Below are 20844 nucleotides of genomic sequence, written 5' to 3'. Positions count from 1 at the left end.
CGTTCCGTATCTCACCCCGGAACGCCCGACAACATCATCTCTCAAATAATGTTGATCAACTAAACCTCAGATAACATGTTTGTTTACCCAAGTTCTTATAGTAAAAACCTTTCGGCTACCTATATTTCTTTTAACTTGCTATAAGTGTGGGTGTTGTAGTGCAAATATTGAGCCTAACTTTTTAAACACTATAATTTTGGGTCAAATATACACTTCCAACGGCCGGCTACCCGGATTATTGCAAATGGTAACAATAAAATGACGAATGCTAAACTATAACGTAATTCACTTAACTTCCATGCAACTATGTATTTTGCTGTTGCTATGAGTTAGCTATTTCTGTTCTACATATAGCAGCAAGTACTATAATTATTAAATTAGGCACATTATAAGTCCGCTAAACCTTTTGTAAGATTAAAAATGATCATACGCGCTACTACTCACATTAAAAACTTTTTTATTGCAACGCTGATATTTATACCAGTCTTAGTATCAGCCCAAAAGTTTAGCAGTGCCGAAATAAGCAGATTTAAGCAGCAGGCCGCGGCCGTTACTATTATTCGTGATGATTATGGTGTGCCGCACATTTATGGCAAAACAGATGCCGCTGTAGTGTTTGGTTTAATGTACACCCAATGCGAGGATAATTTTAAAGGGATAGAGCGTAATTACCTGTACCAGCTTGGCCGCCAAAGCGAGGCTGATGGCGAAAGCCGTTTGTTTGATGATGTGCAGTTACAACTAATTGCCGATAGCGCCGGGGCAATTGCCGACTATAATAAAAGTCCACTTTATTTTAAAAAGCTGATGGATGCCTTTGCCGATGGCCTTAACTATTACCTCTATAAGCACCCGGAAGTTAAGCCTGTGGTATTCACCCGCTTTAAACCCTGGTATGCCTTAATGTTTACAGATGGCAGTGTGGCCGCCACAGAAACAGGCAACATAAGCCCGAAAGAAACACAAGCCTTTTATAATGGCGAAACAGAAAAGTTAGGATCAGTATATAAACCCCGCGATATTAAAATGTATGAAGAAAGGGAAACCGGCTCAAACGGTTTTGCCATAGCGCCGGCAAAGTCGGCATCGGGGCATGCTATGTTATATATTAACCCACATGTGCCATTTTATTTCAGGAGCGAGGTAGGGTTAAAAAGCGATGAAGGGCTACAGGCTTACGGCGCGGTTACCTGGGGCCAGTTTTTTATTTACCAGGGCTTTAACGCTCACTGCGGATGGATGCACACCAGCAGCTATGCCGATGTTGGCGATGTATATGCCGAAAAAGTAGTAAAAAAGGATGGCAAATGGTTTTATGAATATGATGGCAAACTGAAACCCGTTACAACCCGTGCCCTTAAACTAAACATTAAACAAGGCGACCAAACAGTTTCCCGCAATATCACCGGTTATTACACACACCACGGGCCGGTACTTGCCGCAAGGGATGGTAAATGGCTGGCGCTAAAACACAATAACCGCTCTTATAATGCCTTGCTGGAGTCATGGCTTATTACCAAGGCCAATACTCTTGAGCAATATAAAAAGGCTATGGACTTGCTATCAAACACCAGTAACAACACCGTTTATGCTGATGATAAGGGCAACATTGCGTTTTGGTACGGTAACTTTATGCCAAAGCGCGATGCTAAAATTAACTGGGCTTTGCCTGTTGATGGCACCACACCTGCAACCGAATGGAAAGGCTTGCACCCTTTGAACGAGATTGTTCACGTTTACAACCCCGCCACCGGCTGGATCCAGAATTGTAACTCCACACCATTTACCGCATCAGGCACCGCCAGTCCGGATAAGAGTAAATACCCCTTGTACATGGCGCCCGATAATGAAAATTACCGTGGCATATTAGCCGCCAAATTGCTTAAAGATGCAGGCAAGCTCTCGCTTGATGAAATGATAAGCAAGGGGTATGATCATTATCTTAGTTTGTTTGATGATGTGCTGCCGCCTTTGTTTGCAGCATATAAGAACGCTCCCGATACTTTAAAAACCCAACTGGCAGAACCACTTGCTGTATTACAACAATGGGACAGGCGTTCTGCCGCCAATTCAATCGCTACAACGCTGGGCGTTGAATATGGAACGGCAATAATGCGGGTACTGCCTGCGCCATTGCCCGGCGAAAATAGCTACCAGGTAAAGCGCGTGCGCGAAATGCTGGCAACTTTACCCGGCAATAAACAGATGGAATTACTTAGTGAAGCGGTAAAAAGCCTGCAAAGCCGTTATGGCAACTGGAAAACTGCCTGGGGCGATATTAACCGTTACCAGCGCCCTGCCGATGGTGTAACGTTTGATGATAAGCAACCGAGCTTACCGGTAGGGGCTACCTCATCAAACTTTGGCCAGCTGCCATCATTTGTAAGCCGCCCTATGGGTACGCAAAAGCGCTACGGCTATTCGGGTAATAGTTTTATTGCCGCTATTGAGTTTGGGCCAAGGGTAAAAGCCAAAACCATTGTTACCGGCGGCTCATCATTCAACCCGGCATCAAAACACTATACAGACCAGGCGCAGGGTTACATTGATGGCAAGTTTAAAGATGTATTGTTTTATAAAGAAGATGTGCTGAAACATGCCGAAAAGACCTATCACCCGTAATTTAGCAATGTGTTATTTTTTTAATTTAGTAGCCTAAACCTTATTATTTGAAAAATCTTTACTCCCTGCTTTTAATATCTTTTGCAATATCATTTAAAGCAGCGGCGCAGGTATCGCCCTATGGGGTAGTTGATACCGCCGACCTGAAAATGACCACCTGCAGCTTTGAAAAAGGTGCCAACGCTATGGTGCTGTTTGATGTGGCCAAGGTAGGCTACAGAAAGTATAATAACGATATTGTAATGGAGCGGCGTAAGCGGATAAAAATTTTTAATGAAAAGGGGGCATCAGAAGCTAATATAAGGCTGGAGTTTTGGGAGAACGGCGCTTATGAGAGATTTAAAGATATAGAGGCAGTTACAATAAACCTGGTTAATAACAAAATCCAAAAAACCTTTTTAGACCCAAAACTTATCTACACCGAAAAGATTGACAAGCATCATAAAGCAAGAGTTTTTACATTGCCTGGTGTTAAAGCGGGGTCTGTAATTGAAGTTAGGTACACATGGCAAACCAATGCTCCACTTAACTATCCCGATTGGCAGTTTCAGACGCTGATACCTACAAGATATAGCGAGCTGCATGCGGGGTTTTATTATCTCTACGACTTTAACACCATTATAAAAGCAAACCAAAAATTTACAATAGATACTGTAGTTAATGCAGAAGGATCTATGTCAAGGGCGCATAAGTGGGCCATGGCAAACATCAATAGCTTCAGGCTGGAGCCCTACATGCATTCTATTGAAGATAATTTGCAGAGTATATATTTTAAACCCATAAAGCTAAACTTTTGGGGAGCTATTGCGACGCGGCTGTTGAATTTTCAGGATTTTGGCGGCCAGTTAAACTTAAGTCTGGATAAAGAGGCCGAAATAATAGCAAACGCCAAAAGTTTAAAAACCAAAAACGAAAAAATGGCTTACCTGTTCAATACAGTTAAGCACACGGTTAAGTGGAATGAAGAGGATTTCTGCTTTTCAGATAAGGGTATTCAAAAAGCCTGGCTAAACAAGCGCGGTAACTCCACAGAAATAAACCTCATTTTGTACCATTTTTTGAAATCATCGGGTATAAATCCATCATTAATAGTGTTAGGCACCCGCGACAACGGCGAAATTGAAATAGATAATCCAGGTTTTACACGTCTCAACAAAACTGTTGTACAGGTGCCAATTGATTCACTTACCTACTATGTTTTAGATGCATCTGGCAAATACAATGTTTTTAACGAAACACCTTATGAGCTTTTGGGGCTCAACATGATGACTATAAACCCCGAAACCAAAGAATCTGCGATAATCCATCTGCAAAACGGTACGCCATCACAGGAAGCTGTTTTTGTAAACGCACAGATAGATGCAACTGGCAGGCTAACAGGTAACACACAAATCAGTAGCTCGGATTATAAAAGGATAGCCAAGCTGTTTATATATGATAAGTTGGGCGAAAAGGAGTATATCAACAGTAGTGTAAAAGGTGGCAATACCAAAATTGATATCAGCATATTTAAATTGCAAAACATGGAGAGCGATACCTTGCCTTTGCGCGAGGATTTTAACTTTAAGCTTGAGTTGCCCGGGGCAGACGAAAAATACATATACTTTAGCCCCAACTTGTTTACAGGTATTGGGATAAATCCTTTTATAAATGAAAGCCGTTTCTCTGATATCGACTTCATATACCTGAATAACTATATCATAAACGGCAGGTATAAATTGCCTAAAGGTTACAAAATAGATGCGCTGCCCAAATCAATCACTATTGTAATGCCCGATAATACCATTAGCTTTAAACGGATAGTAGGCGAAATGGAAGGGGATATTATTGTTAACTACATGATTAGGTTTAAAAAGGCAAGATACAGTAAAGACGAATACCCTTCGTTGCGTGAGTTTTATAAAAAAATGTACGAGATGTTAGATGAACAGATTGTGCTGAGGAAGGCTTAATCATTAACGGCCTGCAGCCCTGTTATTTAGTCAGTATCAACTCTAAAAAAACATATATTTGCGCTAATTAGTAAATGAAAAAATATCTTTTGATAGTGTTGCTGTTTTGCTTTGGCACAGGCACTTACGCGCAAAGCATTTCTTTTTTTGATCTTACCAACCTCACCAACCTCAGTGATGGGCAGGCACATAATTACTTAACACTGGGTAAGGTTTTTAAACATCAGTATATTGAAACGGTTGATGGGAAAAGGATAGAACATTTCAGATCAATGAACCCTAAATTAAAAGAGCAAAATATTACAATTGGTGTTAATACTATATTGCAAAATGGTACAGTTTTACGCACTATTACCTATACCACACTTGAGCCGCAGTATGTAATAAACCTTATAGGCCAGGCCAAAAGATCTAAGTTTACCCTGAAGTTTCAGGGGGTAGATAACGATAACAACATCTTTGTTTTCGACAATGAGTTTTACCGTGTTGATATGTACATCAGCACTACCAACAACAAGGCTATGGTAAAGGTGAACCAAAAAGAATTTGTAGGGTATTGATCTGTAGCCCGCTATGGATAAGCAAATAGATCTGTCATGCTGAACGTAGTGAAGCATCTAACGCCCAGTGCACCACCTGAGCCTTTGTTGGTGTTGTCCTCACAAACAGTTGCATTCGATGAACTTGCCTAAAGAATTTGGTGAGGACACCAAAATGGGGATTTGGTCTGTGATATATATCCCCGCTGTTTGTGTCCTCACAAACAGTTGCATTCAGCGTGCGACCTTATCATTATATTTTGCCCTTTGTTGGTATTGTCCAATAAAGGCGAAGTGTTCGGAAGGTTTGATTTACGCCAAGACTCCTTCCTTGGGGAAGGGTGCGGCTGCCTGTGAAGTGGCGGGTAGGGGTTATTTACGCCAATATCTGTCCCATAAACCCCTCCCTGCACCCTCCCGTTTGTAGGGAATCGCGCATATCCACCGCTTTCTTTCGTCTTCCGAACATGGGCAGGGGTGTGTTAGCGTAAAAGAGTACGATATTGACGGTTATTTCCCTATTAATTTAGGGTCGAACACATTTTTGTCGATTGGTGTGTTGGCTACAATATCATGGTAGGTTTCTGTCTGCAGTAATTTATCATTTATAAAAAACTTGCATAGCGTTTCGCTCCAGGCGCCGTTTAACATTTTATGTTCTTCAAAAGTGGCCTCTGTTTTTGTACCCTTATCAAATTTAAAATAACGTACCGCTACCAGCTTATCTTTATCTATCCATAACTGGTTCAGGGTATCATCATCTTTTTCGGCGCCCAAAACATAAACCGGCTTGCCTTTCCAGCTGCTTTCATGAAACTTTGAAAGGTCGAAATGCAGTTCGGCGAAATGCGCCAATAACTGATCAAATGTTTTAAAGTACATGCCACCCAAAAAGAAAATGAGCTCGTTTTCGCCCCGTGCAGCACGTATTACTTTGTTGTTTCTGAAAGAATAAGACGAATCACCACGATAAATAACACCGTTACCACTGTTTACACTACCAAAATCTATCCGCAGCATATCCGGATAAACAATACGCTCATACCATGTGTCGTTTTTTATCAGGCTATCATTACGGTACCTGCCGGTAGTTTGGTTAAACGTTAACGAGGTATGCCATTTATTATGATAGCGGCTGTACATTTTTTGCAGCACAGTGGTTGATGTTGTGCTTTTAGTTGTAGTAAAACCAATTAATGATATTACTGTAATTAAAAATAAATATTTCATGCTTTAATAATTATGCCCCGGTTAATTCCTCGTAAGCAGCGGTTAGTCCGCGTTCAATGCCATTGCCCTGCCATTCGGTAACACCGGGTATAGCTTTTGCAGATAGTATTTCTTCTTTGGTTTTGCCAGCTTTAATGCCGCCATCAACATAGGCTACCAATTTTTCCATAAAGTCTTTCATCAGCTTAACATCTTCCATAGTGCCGGTAACTTTAACCGGGTCAAAGGCATGGCCAAAAACAAATATGGTGTTCTTATCAAACTGTTTGGTGGCAGCTTCAAGCACTAAAGGCCAGTGCTTGCATGATGCGCCCGCGCTGCGGTCAATATAAGGGTAAAGGCGGTTAAACACAAGGTCTCCGGTGTGCACAATGTTGGCATTTTCAAAGTGGATCATGCTATCGCCATTGGTATGGCCGGTGCCAAAATAGTGGGCGGTAATGCGCTCATCGCCAACCTTTATTTTCCATTTATCGGTAAAGGTAGTATCGGGGTACAACTGTTTATCCTCAGATTTCTGTTTAACAGCAGATGCCTTCTGATTGATTAATGAATTGGCATGTGCCGCAACATTTTTCACCAGTCCTTTAAAAGCAATGTTACCGCTGGTATGGTCGCCATGGTGATGCGTGTTAATGAGCCATTGAAAAGGCTTGTCAGATTTTTTTTGCATCTCGGCAATCAAATGCGGGGCCGTATCCGGAAACTCGGCATCAACCACAACAATACCTTCCTTATTGGTCATCCAGATAATGGTACCGCCTTTTTCGGTAAAAATACCTACGTTGTTACGTAAAGGGGTTATCTTATAAGTGGGGTCGGCCAACCATGAGGCAAAGCTCCGGTTACCTAAAAAGGTTAAAGCACCGGCGGTAAGGGCCGTGTTCATTAAAAATTTTCTGCGTTCCATATTTTGGGGCTTTTGATATTAGCTAAAATAGTAATTAGTCTTTGAATTGAGGCCGATCCATTCTTTATCCAGCAAAATCGCTTTTAAAGAGCTTGTTTATTTACGGTTCTCAAATGTGCCGTCAGGCACAATTTGTAGGTAGAAAGAATATTAATTTCAAATCCACCAACCGTGGGGCAATGCCATTATTTAAGGAGATATATTTTTATAAATAGCGCCGTAGGTGCTAAAGCTTTGTAGAAAATCATAATTAAGATCTTAGCGTGCCATCGGTACGCTACCTGGCGTGGTACCGTACCGATGGCACGGTAGGGTTACCCTGATTGTTTTTCTACAAAGCTTTAACCCCTAACGGGGTTTACCCTTAAATAATCTTAAAAGCGATTTCCCTGGTCCTTTATTCAACAATTTAATACTGATGAAACGCCTGTGATACAAACTCCAGCACTACAGGTAGCGAGGTGCGCCAGTAGGTCCAGTTATGGGCGCCATCGCGCACCCGGTACTCATGCGGAATATCCTTTTTTCGCATCAGATTATGTACCAGCCCGTTACCTTCAAATAAAAAGTCGTCATCGCCCACATCCATAAACCAGCGCACAGCTTTCTTTTGTGCATCGGGCATAGCGTTCAGCAAGGGGATCACGCTGTATTTATTGTAAAAGTTGGTTACCGTAGTATCAGGCAGATTAGGTGTGTTTCTGTTGATAGCCGTACGGGCATCCTCTAAAGTTAAAAAACCTGTAGACGCACTTAACGGGCATGCAGACGAAAACATTTCGGGATGGTGCAACGCATAAACAAAACTGCCGCCGCCACCCATGCTCAAACCCGCCACCGCACGAAAACGCTTATCGCTTTTTATGCGGTACTTCTTCTCCACAAACGGAACCAGTTCCTTAAAAAAGAAATCCTCATAGTTCCAGTCGCCTTTTATATCATTAAAATAACCGCGCCTGCCGGTGTTGGCATCGGGCATCACAATTATCATTGGGGTAGCGGTGCCATCCTTAATTGCTTTGTCGGTAATGTTAAGCACCTCGCCAAACTGCACCCAGCCGGTTTGGTCATCGCCGCTACCATGCAACAGGTAAAGCACCGGGTAATTGCGGCCCGAAGTTTCATAATCGGGTGGTAAATAAATGGCATACTTGCGCTCGCTTTTCAGGATCTTGCTGTTAAGGCTCAGGTTGTCGTACACTTTGCCGGTTTGTGCCATGATCATAAAAGGGCATAGCATCAACAGTACAAAAAAAGTTTTTTTCATGAAGATTTATATTATTTGGTTTGATGCAGCCGGGGTTTGTTGCATGGCTAAATTTATAAAAAAATATGAATTGTTTTCGTGCAATATTTTAGATGGCTCCTGATATAATTAGATATAATTAGAGATTTTTAGAGGTGTTTTTGCAAAACCGCGAATACCGATATCTAAAAGGATGGTGTGCACTGTTCCGCTTTTGTTCCGCTTTGTTCCGCTTTTAGCGGAACGGAACAGCGGAACAAAAAGTTAGTCGTCACGCTATTTGTGGGCTGTTAATTCTCATTACCTTTACCACATATATGAACACCCTGCCTGGCATCCACCAAACCAAATGGCTCTATTATTTTATAGGGATTGCTGTACTGGTTAATTTTAGTGGCTTGTTCATCCCCATTATGGGGCCTGATGGTACGCTGTATGCCAGTATTGCCAAAACTATGGTACAGCGTAACGATTATGTACAGCTCTTCGCCTACGGCACCGATTGGCTGGATAAACCGCATTTCCCGTTCTGGATAACCGCTTTTTCTTTCAAGCTTTTTGGCTTTACAACCTGGGCCTACAAGCTGCCCGGAATATTATTTATGCTGATGGGAGCAGGGTACACCTACCTGTTTGCCAGGAAGTTATACAGCAAAGAAGTGGCTCTATGGTCGGTACTGATATTGCTTACGGCGCAGCATATTATCCTCTCTAACAACGATGTACGTGCCGAGCCTTACCTTACTGGGCTAATCATAGCGGGAGTGTACCATTTTTACAACGCCTACACCCGCAACAGTTTTTGGCAACTGGTTATAGCCAGCCTGTTTACCGCCTGCGCTATCATGACAAAAGGTATGTTCGCCCTGGTGCCCATTGGCGGTGCAATTGCCGGTAATTTGCTCATTACCAGGCAATGGAAGCAAGTTTTTAACCTGCGTTGGTTATTAGCTGCAGTGTTAATATTGGTGTTTATATTGCCCGAGATCTATTGCCTTTACCGGCAGTTTGATAGCCATCCCGAAAAGGTAGTTTTTGACCGGACGGGTGTATCAGGCATACAATTTTTTTTCTGGGATAGTCAGTTTGGCCGCTTTTTTAATACGGGCCCCATCAAAGGCCACGGTGATCCTACCTTCTTCATCCACACCACTTTATGGGCTTTTTTGCCCTGGTCATTATTACTGTTTGCTGCCATTTATCAATTCATAAAAACAGGCATTAAAAATGTACATAACCGCGAATGGTTTTGCATTAGCGGGGCGCTGCTTACTTTCCTGCTGTTCTCGGCTTCAAAGTTTCAACTGCCTCATTATTTGAATATTGTATTCCCGTTTTTTGCCATAATTACTGCCCAGTATTTGTATGGTTTACGATCAGCAAAGACGCTAAATATTATCCGTATAACACAGGTAATTGTAGTTGTTTTGATGCTTGCAATTATAGCTGTGCTGCATTACTTTTTCCGCCCTGTAGAGTTTAGCTGGCATGTAGGGCTTACACTTCTTATCTGGTTGATTATCATGCTTATCCTGCCGGGAAACTTCCCTGAAACGGATTTCAGGCGAACCGCGTTCCGTACACTTATCGCGGCTTTCATCGTAAATATTTACCTGAACTTCGCGTTTTACCCATCATTGCTGCATTACCAGTCTGGCAGCGAAGCCGCTATGTGGATCAATCACCATAACACCGATAAGTTACCGGTGGTTCAAAACCACGAGATAGGATCGCACCCAATGGATTTTTATATCGATCCATCAATCATCACCCTATATCCCGGAGGGAAAGAAAAAATACCTGCTACATCATTTATATTTTATGGCAGCCCCGGTGCGGTAGCTGATCTGGCAAGCAAAGGCCGGCAGGTACAAAAGCTTGCCTATTTTCCGCATTATGCCATTACCCGCCTCAAGCCCGCTTTTTTGAATAAAGCTACACGCGCTGCAACGTTAGATACCATGCAGGTTGTATTGGTCCGTTAATTTTTCGAGTTACCTGTAGCACTTAAACGCCTGCGTGCGTAATAGTTATAAACCAGGTGAAAATAAATTAATACTGACCTTATGACTCGCAAAACTCCGCTGTTATTTTTATGTGTTTTAATTATTGGCTTTGTTTCCTGCAATAAAAACAATGTCAACCCCGATACTGGTAAGGACCTGGTGCTTACTCCTGCCGAGCAGCAAAAAGTAGCAGCGGATAATGCGTTCACCCTGAAATTATTTAAGCAAATATCGGCCACTGCTATAGGTAACGATAACCTGTTTATGTCGCCTTTAAGTGTAAGCTTTGCTCTGGGTATGACCGTTAATGGCGCCAAAGGCGAAACCCTGCAAAGCATTAATAACACCATGAATTTTAATGGTTTTTCGCAGGATAGTGTAAATAGCTATTATAAAAAGCTAATTACCGAACTGCCGCAGCTTGACCCAAATACCAAGCTTGATATTGCCAACTCTATATGGTACAGGCAGGGGTTTGATGTGCTGCAACCATTTATCACAACTAACACCAATGCCTACAATGCTAAAGTACAGTCACTTGACTTTGCTAATCCCGCATCAAAAGATGTAATAAATAATTGGGTAAAGGATGCAACTAACGGTAAGATACCTTCAATAATTCAGCAGATCTCTGGTAATGATTTAATGTACCTCATTAATGCCATTTACTTTAAAAGCAGCTGGAAAAATAAGTTTGATGCTGATAAAACATCAAAACAGGCGTTCACCACAGGGGATAACAGCCAGGTACAAGCCGATTTTATGACTGGCAGGATCGATCATAATATTTATTATACTGATGCCAATCTTAAACCTACCGTTGTTGCTGAATTTCCTTACAGTAATGATAAATATAGCATGGTAGTTGTTTTGCCTGCACCGGGTGTTAGTGCTAAAGCCCTGCTGGCAGATATAGATGCCGCCAAGTGGCAAACCTGGATGACCGGCTTAAAGCCCACCACCAACACCGTATATTTCCCGAAGTTTAGTTTTAGCTATCAAAAATCTTTAAAAAATGACCTTACCAGTTTGGGTATGGGCAATGCTTTTTCAGAGCAGGCAGATTTTACCGGAATTAACGCAAATGGCGGACTACGCATTTCATCTGTTATGCACAAAGCATTTGTCGAAGTAAATGAGCAGGGAACCGAAGCTGCCGCAGCAACTTCAGTAACGATGGTTATAACCTCGGCGCCTGCAAATGAATTGCGACTAAACCGCCCGTTCATATTCGCGATCCGCGAAATGAAAACCGGGCTAATATTGTTTACCGGAATTGTTAATAACCCACTGCTAACAGCGAACTAAACTATAACGCCGCCCATTAGCGGGTCGGAGTAGCTATGTTTGCCGGTTTCTACACGGCCTGCATATCTTTTTTCAAAATTGCTGTACCCGTTTACTTTTATGCTAAAGTCATACCAGCCGTGATTTTTTGCCAAGTCAAGTACCATGGTCTGCGGGGCAAATGATTCGCCCTGAATGGTCATTTTCTTGGTGCCTGTTTTGTACGAATTATCAATTATCTCCACAGTAAGGGGCTTATCATTCATTCTCAACTGAAAGGTTAGCTTAACGTTACCGTTCAGCTTTTTGTTTACCGCCTGGTAAGCAAACGCTACGTCAAAAAGCGGGTCCTTGGTATTGCCTTTAAACTCCCTGTAAAAGCCGTTAGGGCCATATACCCGCAGATGGTAATTATCATTCTCAAACTCGTTTACAGGCCAAATATCAGTTAGGCTGTCACCCGGTGTAAGGGCATAGTTCCAGGTGCGTACAGCCTCCATTTTCTGCGGATCATCAAAATTAATATACTTACCGGGTGCATATACATTAAACGGCGCACCGGCTGCCTGTTTACCAAAAACATCGTTTCCGGCTTTAAATTTTATCTCAAATGATTTTTTATCCTCACTTAGCTTACCATCGGCATATAACTCATATGGCAATGCATTAGATGGTTTAATGCCTTTTTCTTGTTGAGGCATATAGGGTGATGTATGCGGGGCCTTTTTAATAAGCGCTATCTCGTTAGCTGTTAGCTTTTTATAATCAGACGGTAGTTTTTTAAATTGTGCCTTGTGTATACCTTCGGCCGATTTATCCTTATTTAAAAAAGGAAGCGCCGGCAATTTCTCGCCATTATATGGTCTGAAAACCGATGTCAAGTCGCCGCAAACGGTACGGCGCCAGTCACTGATATTCTGTTCTTTTATCTGCTTGCCGGTTTTGTGGGCCAGAAATTTCTCCAAAAACTGTAGGGTAGAAGTATGGTCGAAAACTTCGGAATTAACATATCCGCCCCTGCTCCATGGTGAAGCTATAACCATAGGCACACGGTAGCCTAAGCCTATCGCATTTTCTCTTTTATAATTTTTAGGGAAACCTTTGCGGGCCAGTTCCTGATCAAGGGTTACAAATTCCACCCGGGTATCTATTCCGTTGGATACTTTGCCTGTACCCTCTTTATGAGAATGTGGCGCTACAAAAGGCGGGATGTGGTCAAAATAACCATCATTCTCATCATAAGTTAATATAAAGATGGTCTTTTTCCATACGGCGGGGTTGTGCGTAAGAATATCCAGTACCTCTGATAAATACCATGCCCCGTACCAGGGAGCACCGGGGTGGTCAGAAAAGTTTTCTGAGGCGGTAAGCCACGATACAGCAGGTAATTTGCCGGTATTTACATCTTCTCTAAACTGGTGCAATACATCACCCTTTGGCACTTTTAGTTCACGTTCTGTACCATTATCGTTATACTTTAAGGTAGTAAGATCGTGATAATTTGGGTCCCCTTTATTGGTGTCAAACGCTTTAAGGTGGATGTTTTTTTCCTTTTGTGAGAGCTTGTCAAAAGCGCCGGGTTTTAATATATCAATATCTTTATTTATAGCATCCAGTTCGGTCTGCATTCGCTTAAGCTGTTTTTTAAGCGGGGTTAATTTCGCGTCTCCGTCGGCCAGGCTTTTTATTTGTTCTTCTGTTGCTGTAATTTGCTTTGGCAGCAGTTCCAGCTGTTTTTTTAAGTAGATGATGTGCTTGTCATGCAGTTTAACATTATACTGCTCAAAAAACTCTAAAGGGTTATCAGTAAAGTTTGAAAGCCAAGCATCTTCCTCGCCCTCAAAACCAACATTTATTGATACTTCGTTTTGGTAGCACTTCCATGATACGCCATTTTCTTCCAGGCGTTCCGGGAAGGTTGTCCAGTTCAGCGTGCCAAAATCGGCATCCTCGTTCCAAACGTTAGCCCTTGAGTTTTCATCCTGATCTTTACGGATAGTGCCGCTCCACAAAAAAAGCCGGTTAGGCGTAGTACCCGTAAGCGACGAGCAAAAATTTTGGTCGCATACAGTAAAAGCATCAGCCAGGGCGTAATTAAAGGGCAGGTCTTCGCGTTTATGGTAGCCCAGGGTTAAGGGCATATCCTTATATTCTTTATTACCAGATTGCTTTTCATTCAGCCATTGGTCAAATTTACCATCGTTACGGGCATTTACCTGGTTGCTCCAGCTGTGCGGTAACGAGTTCATCCAGGTGGCTTTTGTGTTTTTGATATCTAAATGGAATGGCGCGTATGTTTCGCCTTTGGCGTTCGATTGCAGCCAAACCGGATTTTTATTAGGTAAATCAATAATACGGGGGTCATTAAATCCTCTTACGCCTTTCAATGAGCCAAAACAATGGTCAAAAGAGCGGTTCTCCTGCATCAGGATAACCACATGCTCAGCATCCATCCATGTACTGCCAACTGCGGGGTTTATGGCCATAGCTTTCGCTATAGAGTTTGGTAAAACACTGCTTAAACCTGCTGCCCCTGTTAACAGCGCGGCTTTTTTAAGAAAATCTCTGCGGGAATTTAACATGTGCTAAAGATATTAAACACTCATAAATTATACATGATGTTAGATAAAGACTATATTATGTTATTGTAAAATGAACCGGTATAGTAATAATTCCTCATCACCGGGTGGGGTTATCTGTCCGTTTCTGATAAAACCGCACCGCTCAAGCAAACGTTGCGAACGGGAGTTTTTATCAGTTGTTGTTGCATAAAGGAACTCTAAATTATAGCTATCAGTTACGTACTTAAGGGTAGCCATACTGCTTTCATAAGCAAATCCCCTGCCTTCAAAGCCGGGTAAGAAGGCAAAGCCAAGGTCAGGCTTATCGAGGTAATTACGCTTGAATAAGCCACACATGCCAATAGGCTGATTGGTTTCTTTTAACCCCACCAACCAGGGGCCGTAGCCGTATTGGGTATAAAGTGCCAATGGGCCATTATGCAGGTAATTTGTCGCGTCAAGTATTGAATGGATATTCCGCTCGCCTATAAACTCCTTCCATGTAGGTGTGTTCAGCAGTTCAAAAATAAATGTATCATCATAGGTTGTAAAACGCCTGATGACAAGGTTTGGCGTTTCAAAAAGGGTATTGGCCATTAAGGTTAATATTTTGATAAGTTAAAATTATAGATTATTTCTGAAAGCGATTAACAGATGTCATTTGTAATTATGCCAAACATTTGGTTACTTGTACAACCAATTGAACACACTCAATTTACCTTGAAAAGATACTGTTTAACCCTCGATCTTAAAGATGATACCTCACTGATAGCCGAATATGAGGCCTATCACAAAAGCGTATGGCCCGAGGTATTGGATAGCATCAACGGCTCAGGGATCATCGGCATGGAAATTTACCGTTATGATATACGCTTATTCATGATCATGGAAACAACTGATGATTTTAGCTTTGAGAATAAAGCGGCCATGGATGCAGATAATGTAAAAGTACAAGAGTGGGAGCAACTGATGTGGAAATATCAACAGCCGGTAAAAGGCGCAATTGCCGGTGAAAAGTGGGTTTTAATGGACAAGATATTTCAATTATAACTAAACCAACAAATATGAAAAGAAAGTTAATTATGGTTTGCCTGTTGTTTGTTACTGCCACGGGCCTAAACAATGCTATGGCGCAAGGAACTTACGTGCCCACAGCAGGTAATATGGCGGCGCGCAGGAATTTTCAGGATATGAAGTTTGGCTTATTTATTCATTGGGGTATATACAGTATTTTGGGTGATGGCGAGTGGGTAATGAACCAAAAAAAGATCTCTTATGATAGCTATAAACGGTTAGCAGATTTTTTTAATCCACAGGAGTTTAATGCAAAGGAGTGGGTAGCTTTCGCTAAAAAAGCCGGTATGAAGTATATCACTATTACCTCAAGGCATCATGATGGCTTTAGCATGTTTGGTACAAAGATGTCGCCATATAATATTGTTGATGCTACGCCTTATCATAAAGATCCATTAATGGAGCTTGCAAAAGAGTGTGAGAAAGAAGGTATTGAACTGCATTTTTATTATTCGTTATTGGACTGGGGCAGGGCAGATTATGCTTATGGCAGCCAGATTGTTGATGGTAAACCTGTAAAAGGCGACTGGGACAGCTATATTAAATTTATGAAAGACCAGCTTACCGAACTAATTACTAAATACCCCGGGGTAAAAGGAATTTGGTTTGATGGTAACTGGGAACGCACCGAGGCCAACTGGCACTATGACGAAATTTATGGTTTGATACATAAGCTTAATCCATCAATAATGGTTGGTAACAATCACCATTTGGCGCCAAAGGATGGCGAAGATTTCCAGATGTTTGAAAAGGATTTGCCGGGCAATAATAATACCGGCTTTAGCGGCGAATCAAAAATTGGAAACCTGCCGCTTGAAACCTGCGAGACCATTAACAACAGCTGGGGCTTTAATATTACCGACAGAAAATTTAAATCGTCAAAACAGATCATTCACTATTTGGTGAATTCGGCAGGGCGTAATGCTAACTTTTTGTTAAACATTGGGCCAATGCCTAACGGAAAGATTCAGCCTGAATTTACTGATACGCTGGCTATAGTTGGCGCATGGGTTAAAAAGAACGGCGAAGCCATTTACGGTACAAGAGGAAGCAGTGTGCCGCCGCAAGCGTGGGGTGTGGTTACTGTTAAAAATAAAACCATGTATGCCCATATTACCGAGCAACAATCGGTGCCTTATATTTTTATCCCGCAGGTAAAAGAAACGGTTACTAAAGCGGTTTTGTTAGGCAATGGTACTGCAGTTAAATTTAAACAGCAGCCCGAAGGTGTATTTATTTACACAGCCGGATTACCAATGGATGCTAATGATACTATTGTTAAGTTAACGGTAAATTAGATAAGGGTTGTTAAAATACAAAGGGCACAAAGTGTAAAACCTTTGTGCCCTTTGTATTTTAATTGGACTTTTTATTCTGAGTGTCCTTCGTGTTTAATAGAAAATTATGCTTCTGCTTTACTCGTTGCAAATTCCATTTCATCAGCACTTGGGCCGTAACTGCCAGGGATAGGTATATCCAATAGGCGTAAAAATACACCCAGTTGTGCCCTATGATGAATGATCTGTGATAAAGCCATGCGTATTACTTCGCCTTTGGTGCTTTTATCAAGGATTGTATCGCCGTTTCTTAATATCCAGGTCTCGCCAAGTTTACTCTCATTGGCCGGTACCAGTTGCGTACGGCCGTCAATTAATGATCTTTCAAATAGCTCCATTAGCTGACTGGTATTATCAACGTTCTTTTGCTCATAGGCATTGTTTTGAAAATCAAGCTCATCAGTAGTTAAAGCCATAGTGATCCAGGTAGGTAGTTCGGCAATATGGGTTGCCAGGCGGCGGATATCCATGCTTTTTGGGTGAGGCTGCCAATCGTATTTGTCGTTTGGTACGCGCTCTAACATTTTGCGGGTAGTTATTGATTCCGCATTAAGTTCTTTCAAAAAAATTTCAATTAGTGACATAGCGTTGTTGTTTTTGGTTTATAATTCAAAGAAACGGCAGGCTACTGACAGCCCTATGTCAGCAGGAAAAAATAATTTTAAAATATTTTCAATTGCTATGCATGCATAATAAATTGACCTATTCCATTTAAACCTGATATTTATACCAGATACCGTTTTGTTATTGATTTGGCCGCTTTAAAAGCTAAACCAAATAGGTAAATTAATCGTTAGTTTTACTGAAATCAATTATAATACACTACAAAAAAATGGATCATATATTAACGGATAGCCCTGCGGGTTATGACTTTTCTGTAAGCGACAATCAAAGAATGGTAGGCCAGATGGCAAAGGATTTTGCCGAAAAGCACATCAGACCAAATGTAATGCAATGGGACGAGGAGCAGTTTTTCCCGATAGACCTTTTTAAACAATTAGGCGAAACCGGTATGATGGGCGTGCTGGTACCTGAAGAATACGGAGGATCGGGTTTTGGCTATGCCGAATATGTTACCGTTATAGTTGAAATAGCAAAAGTATGCGGATCAATAGGCCTATCCGTAGCGGCGCATAACTCGTTATGTACCGGCCATATCCTGGCGTTTGCCAGTAATGAGCAAAAACAAAGATGGTTACCTAAACTAGCCACTGCCGAATGGTTAGGTGCATGGGGCTTAACTGAAGCCAACACCGGATCTGACGCGATGGGAATGAACACTACTGCCGTATTAGATGGCGACCACTATATTATAAATGGTTCAAAAAACTGGATCACTCATGGTAAATCCGGCGATTTGGCCGTGGTAATGGTGCGTACCGGTAACAAAGGCGATTCGAAAGGAATCTCGGCTATTGTAATTGAAAAAGGCACACCCGGTTTTAGCGCCGGTAAAAAGGAAAATAAGCTGGGCATGCGCGCATCAGAAACCACTGAAATGATATTTGACAATTGCCATGTACACAAAGAAAATTTGTTAGGCGCCGAAGGCGATGGTTTTAAACAAGCCATGAAAGTACTAGATGGCGGACGGATATCTATAGCGGCATTATCATTAGGTATTGCCAAAGGCGCTTTTGAAGCGGCAGTAGCCTATTCAAAAGAACGCCATCAGTTTGGGCAGCCTATCAGCAATTTCCAGGGTATCGCGTTTAAACTGGCAGATATGGCTACCGAAATTGAAGCCGCAGAACTACTGATCATGCAAGCCGCCGACCTGAAGAACCGCCATTTGCCGGTTACCAAGCAATCGGCCATGGCTAAATACTTTGCATCAGAAGTGGCGGTACGTACCGCTAACGAAGCTGTACAGATATTTGGTGGTTATGGTTATACAAAAGATTTCCCGGTAGAGAAATTTTATCGTGATGCCAAGTTATGCACCATAGGCGAAGGAACATCTGAGATACAAAAAATAGTGATAAGCAGGGAAGTGCTGCGATAGGTTTAAATAACTAAAACAAATCAGCATAAAGGCTTATTAATCAATAAAAGACAAAGCAATGAAAAAGAAATTAATAGGCCTTATAATGCTTGCTGCATTATATATGGCAATTGGAACAAGTTGCGGGAGCATGCATCATCCAAAACCTCCGCCAAAACCACCCGGAGCCCCGTCACGTTAATATTTTGAACCTTAATCATAAAGCAGGTATAATTTAAATTATACCTGCTTTTTTATTCAATTATTTACTGGGTAACCTTTACCGGTATGGGTGATACATAATATAACGCGCCCCTGTCTACGCTTTTGATATTTACATCCATGGTTTCGTTCATTTTATTAATGTTTACGTTAATGCTGCCATCGGGGTTTACAGGCAGGGTTACATACTTTTTGGTATCGGCCATGGCAGGAGTAATGCTGCTTTTAACCAGGTTAATAGTTAGCGCTACAGCGATGATGGTAAGAATGATCTTGGTGTACAGGTCTGTTTTCATGATTGATTTAGTTTAATAGTTGAAGATAATAAACCGGCGCAGTAAAAGAGATATAAATAAAAAAATCCCTTCATGGGTGATGAAGGGATTGGAGCGAAAGACGAGATTCGAACTCGCGACCCCGACCTTGGCAAGGTCGTGCTCTACCAACTGAGCTACTTTCGCGTTGGGGTGGCAAAAGTAGAATTTTAGATCAAATAGCAAAAATTTAATTGGAAATAGTTGGGATATTGGTCCGGCCCTCCAGAATTAAACCCGATTGCAGCGGAAAGCGGGGCTGCCGGAAATAGCAGCAATGGTTACGCTGTTCAGTTAATTTACTACGTTAATAACGGTAAGAAGCGTTCACGTTCACGGCCGTGAACACAAATAAATAGCTGATAATAAGCAAGTTTTAATTCTGCTACTGACAAAATATTGTCACCATTTTTTTGGGTATAATTACTATGCAGAGACCAATATCATATTCAATTCAAGAACGAGTTCAATCGCCTCTTTAAGTTTCTCTACAAAGAGGCAGACCCGGTGGGGTACGGGCCTTGCCAACTAAACCCGATTGCAACGGGTACCGGCCCGTGAATAATGCCCAATGTCATTATTTAAGGGATCTCTACCCCAGAGGGGTTAAAGCTTTGTAGACTAAAATCGAAATTATCTAATCCGTGCCATAGGTACGGAACCTTTGCGTTGCGTACCTACGGCACGCTAAAAGCACAATTTATATTTCCTACAAAGCTTTTACTCCTAACGGAGTATTTTGCCTTTCCTTAAATAATGACATTGGAATAAGGCCTGTGCAGTATAAGCGGAAAGCGGGACTGGCGGAAGATAGTAGCACAGTTGCTGCTTTAACATTAAATATTTCCGAGTATGATTAGAGGGATTATAACTCCCAATCCTAATAAAAAATAGAAAGAGTCGCCTTTTATGCTTCCTGTTATAACAATAGCCACAAGGAAAAGTAAAGCAAATATATAAGTAAGAAATGCTGCAAAACCTGCGGTTTCACCGCCACTGGCAATTCCGCTGCGTTCAGGATGTAATTTATTATACTGATGGAATTGAAAGCACACGGACAAAGCGAAATAACAAAATACAATATAAATTAAATAGCATACTATTGATATAGGGTGTTTCTTAAAAATTTGCCAAGCCAATTTCATCTGTGGTTTTATATTAATACACTCAATGATGCAAAGGTGACCCTATGTCTCATCTCAGATCCCTTGCTATCGCTAAGAATGACAAACCGATAAGTCAAATTCATCAAATTCCACCACTCTCCCCACCTAATCAATCTATTACAAAAATCTTTTTCATTCAAGCCCTTGAAAATCAAAAAATAGTACCTACCTTTGCAGTCCTTAAAATAAGGATAAAACTGTAAATACAAAAAGGAAAAAATGCCTACTATTCAGCAATTAGTTAGAAAAGGTAGAGTAGCTATGGTTGACAAGAGTAAGTCACCAGCGTTGGACAGCTGTCCACAGCGAAGAGGCGTGTGCACCCGTGTGTACACCACTACCCCTAAAAAACCAAACTCAGCAATGCGTAAAGTTGCACGTGTGCGCCTTACAA

At 41.7% G+C, this 20844-nt stretch carries 16 protein-coding genes, 1 tRNA gene and 1 pseudogene; 9 read left to right on the top strand and 9 right to left on the bottom strand.

Annotated elements, in window-relative coordinates; all coding sequences use genetic code 11:
- Positions 1 to 420: 420 nt before the first annotated feature.
- The 3 genes from WC743_RS27150 to WC743_RS27140 all read left to right on the top strand — a co-directional run bounded on the left by WC743_RS27150 (position 421) and on the right by WC743_RS27140 (position 5134).
- The gene (locus WC743_RS27150) at positions 421 to 2622 is read left to right on the top strand and encodes a penicillin acylase family protein (RefSeq protein ID WP_373016701.1); all 2202 of its coding nucleotides are present in this window, start codon (positions 421 to 423) and stop codon (positions 2620 to 2622) included.
- 47 nt (positions 2623 to 2669) lie between these two features.
- Positions 2670 to 4574, top strand: a complete 1905-nt coding sequence (locus tag WC743_RS27145) for a DUF3857 domain-containing protein (RefSeq protein ID WP_373016700.1) — start codon at positions 2670 to 2672, stop codon at positions 4572 to 4574.
- A gap of 74 nt (positions 4575 to 4648) precedes the next feature.
- Positions 4649 to 5134, top strand: coding sequence for a hypothetical protein (locus WC743_RS27140; RefSeq protein WP_373016699.1), 486 nt, complete (start codon positions 4649 to 4651; stop codon positions 5132 to 5134).
- A gap of 489 nt (positions 5135 to 5623) precedes the next feature.
- Here the strand turns inward: WC743_RS27140 and WC743_RS27135 are convergent, their stop codons facing one another.
- The 3 genes from WC743_RS27135 to WC743_RS27125 form a co-directional block, all read right to left on the bottom strand.
- A complete protein-coding gene (locus WC743_RS27135) occupies positions 5624 to 6343 on the bottom strand; it encodes a hypothetical protein (RefSeq protein ID WP_373016698.1) in 720 nt (239 codons plus the stop codon).
- 10 nt (positions 6344 to 6353) lie between these two features.
- Positions 6354 to 7253: an MBL fold metallo-hydrolase gene (locus WC743_RS27130; protein ID WP_373016697.1), complete on the bottom strand. Its 900-nt coding sequence runs from the start codon at positions 7251 to 7253 to the stop codon at positions 6354 to 6356.
- 409 nt (positions 7254 to 7662) lie between these two features.
- Positions 7663 to 8520 (bottom strand): alpha/beta hydrolase, encoded by an 858-nt coding sequence (locus WC743_RS27125; protein ID WP_373016696.1) that lies wholly within the window; start codon positions 8518 to 8520, stop codon positions 7663 to 7665.
- A gap of 296 nt (positions 8521 to 8816) precedes the next feature.
- On the opposite strand from WC743_RS27125, the gene WC743_RS27120 reads away from it, so the two are divergent.
- Both WC743_RS27120 and WC743_RS27115 read left to right on the top strand, forming a co-directional pair.
- Positions 8817 to 10484, top strand: coding sequence for an ArnT family glycosyltransferase (locus WC743_RS27120; RefSeq protein ID WP_373016695.1), 1668 nt, complete (start codon positions 8817 to 8819; stop codon positions 10482 to 10484).
- 81 nt (positions 10485 to 10565) lie between these two features.
- Positions 10566 to 11813: a serpin family protein gene (locus WC743_RS27115; RefSeq protein ID WP_373016694.1), complete on the top strand. Its 1248-nt coding sequence runs from the start codon at positions 10566 to 10568 to the stop codon at positions 11811 to 11813.
- Here the strand turns inward: WC743_RS27115 and WC743_RS27110 are convergent.
- Positions 11810 to 14374 carry a phosphocholine-specific phospholipase C gene (locus tag WC743_RS27110; RefSeq protein ID WP_373016693.1) on the bottom strand — a complete coding sequence of 855 codons (2565 nt, stop codon included), beginning with the start codon at positions 14372 to 14374 and terminating at the stop codon, positions 11810 to 11812. The genes WC743_RS27115 and WC743_RS27110 overlap by 4 nt on opposite strands.
- 60 nt (positions 14375 to 14434) lie before the next feature.
- The gene (locus tag WC743_RS27105; RefSeq protein ID WP_373016692.1) at positions 14435 to 14950 is read right to left on the bottom strand and encodes a GNAT family N-acetyltransferase; all 516 of its coding nucleotides are present in this window, start codon (positions 14948 to 14950) and stop codon (positions 14435 to 14437) included.
- A gap of 123 nt (positions 14951 to 15073) precedes the next feature.
- Between WC743_RS27105 and WC743_RS27100 the strand changes: the two genes are divergently transcribed.
- Both WC743_RS27100 and WC743_RS27095 read left to right on the top strand, forming a co-directional pair.
- Positions 15074 to 15403: an L-rhamnose mutarotase gene (locus WC743_RS27100; protein ID WP_373016691.1), complete on the top strand. Its 330-nt coding sequence runs from the start codon at positions 15074 to 15076 to the stop codon at positions 15401 to 15403.
- Between the two features lie 14 nt (positions 15404 to 15417).
- Positions 15418 to 16725: an alpha-L-fucosidase gene (locus tag WC743_RS27095; protein WP_373016690.1), complete on the top strand. Its 1308-nt coding sequence runs from the start codon at positions 15418 to 15420 to the stop codon at positions 16723 to 16725.
- A 104-nt stretch (positions 16726 to 16829) separates the two neighbouring features.
- Here the strand turns inward: WC743_RS27095 and WC743_RS27090 are convergent, their stop codons facing one another.
- Positions 16830 to 17348, bottom strand: coding sequence for a DinB family protein (locus tag WC743_RS27090; protein WP_373016689.1), 519 nt, complete (start codon positions 17346 to 17348; stop codon positions 16830 to 16832).
- 248 nt (positions 17349 to 17596) lie between these two features.
- On the opposite strand from WC743_RS27090, the gene WC743_RS27085 reads away from it, so the two are divergent.
- Positions 17597 to 18769, top strand: a complete 1173-nt coding sequence (locus tag WC743_RS27085; RefSeq protein WP_373016688.1) for an acyl-CoA dehydrogenase family protein — start codon at positions 17597 to 17599, stop codon at positions 18767 to 18769.
- A 245-nt stretch (positions 18770 to 19014) separates the two neighbouring features.
- Here the strand turns inward: WC743_RS27085 and WC743_RS27080 are convergent, their stop codons facing one another.
- The 3 genes from WC743_RS27080 to WC743_RS27070 form a co-directional block, all read right to left on the bottom strand.
- Positions 19015 to 19266: a hypothetical protein gene (locus WC743_RS27080; RefSeq protein WP_373016687.1), complete on the bottom strand. Its 252-nt coding sequence runs from the start codon at positions 19264 to 19266 to the stop codon at positions 19015 to 19017.
- Between the two features lie 89 nt (positions 19267 to 19355).
- Positions 19356 to 19431, bottom strand: a tRNA-Gly gene (locus WC743_RS27075).
- 689 nt (positions 19432 to 20120) lie between these two features.
- Positions 20121 to 20429: a hypothetical protein gene (locus WC743_RS27070; RefSeq protein ID WP_373016686.1), complete on the bottom strand. Its 309-nt coding sequence runs from the start codon at positions 20427 to 20429 to the stop codon at positions 20121 to 20123.
- Between the two features lie 240 nt (positions 20430 to 20669).
- Here WC743_RS27070 and WC743_RS27065 point away from each other — a divergent pair.
- Positions 20670 to 20844, top strand: a pseudogene (locus WC743_RS27065) (30S ribosomal protein S12); the annotation flags it as partial.

Source organism: Mucilaginibacter sp., from assembly GCF_041660805.1.
GTDB lineage: Bacteria > Bacteroidota > Bacteroidia > Sphingobacteriales > Sphingobacteriaceae > Mucilaginibacter.
The sequence above is the reverse complement of the archived record's forward strand: the minus strand, read 5'-3'. Positions and strand labels throughout refer to the sequence as shown.

Coding starts and splice junctions, on each gene's coding strand:
- WC743_RS27150 (WP_373016701.1), top strand. CDS start 421: ATGATCATACGCGCTACTACTCACATTAAAAACTTTTTTATTGCAACG.
- WC743_RS27140 (WP_373016699.1), top strand. CDS start 4,649: ATGAAAAAATATCTTTTGATAGTGTTGCTGTTTTGCTTTGGCACAGGC.
- WC743_RS27135 (WP_373016698.1), bottom strand. CDS start 6,343: ATGAAATATTTATTTTTAATTACAGTAATATCATTAATTGGTTTTACT.
- WC743_RS27130 (WP_373016697.1), bottom strand. CDS start 7,253: ATGGAACGCAGAAAATTTTTAATGAACACGGCCCTTACCGCCGGTGCT.
- WC743_RS27125 (WP_373016696.1), bottom strand. CDS start 8,520: ATGAAAAAAACTTTTTTTGTACTGTTGATGCTATGCCCTTTTATGATC.
- WC743_RS27120 (WP_373016695.1), top strand. CDS start 8,817: ATGAACACCCTGCCTGGCATCCACCAAACCAAATGGCTCTATTATTTT.
- WC743_RS27115 (WP_373016694.1), top strand. CDS start 10,566: ATGACTCGCAAAACTCCGCTGTTATTTTTATGTGTTTTAATTATTGGC.
- WC743_RS27110 (WP_373016693.1), bottom strand. CDS start 14,374: ATGTTAAATTCCCGCAGAGATTTTCTTAAAAAAGCCGCGCTGTTAACA.
- WC743_RS27105 (WP_373016692.1), bottom strand. CDS start 14,950: ATGGCCAATACCCTTTTTGAAACGCCAAACCTTGTCATCAGGCGTTTT.
- WC743_RS27095 (WP_373016690.1), top strand. CDS start 15,418: ATGAAAAGAAAGTTAATTATGGTTTGCCTGTTGTTTGTTACTGCCACG.
- WC743_RS27090 (WP_373016689.1), bottom strand. CDS start 17,348: ATGTCACTAATTGAAATTTTTTTGAAAGAACTTAATGCGGAATCAATA.
- WC743_RS27085 (WP_373016688.1), top strand. CDS start 17,597: ATGGATCATATATTAACGGATAGCCCTGCGGGTTATGACTTTTCTGTA.
- WC743_RS27080 (WP_373016687.1), bottom strand. CDS start 19,266: ATGAAAACAGACCTGTACACCAAGATCATTCTTACCATCATCGCTGTA.
- WC743_RS27070 (WP_373016686.1), bottom strand. CDS start 20,429: ATGAAATTGGCTTGGCAAATTTTTAAGAAACACCCTATATCAATAGTA.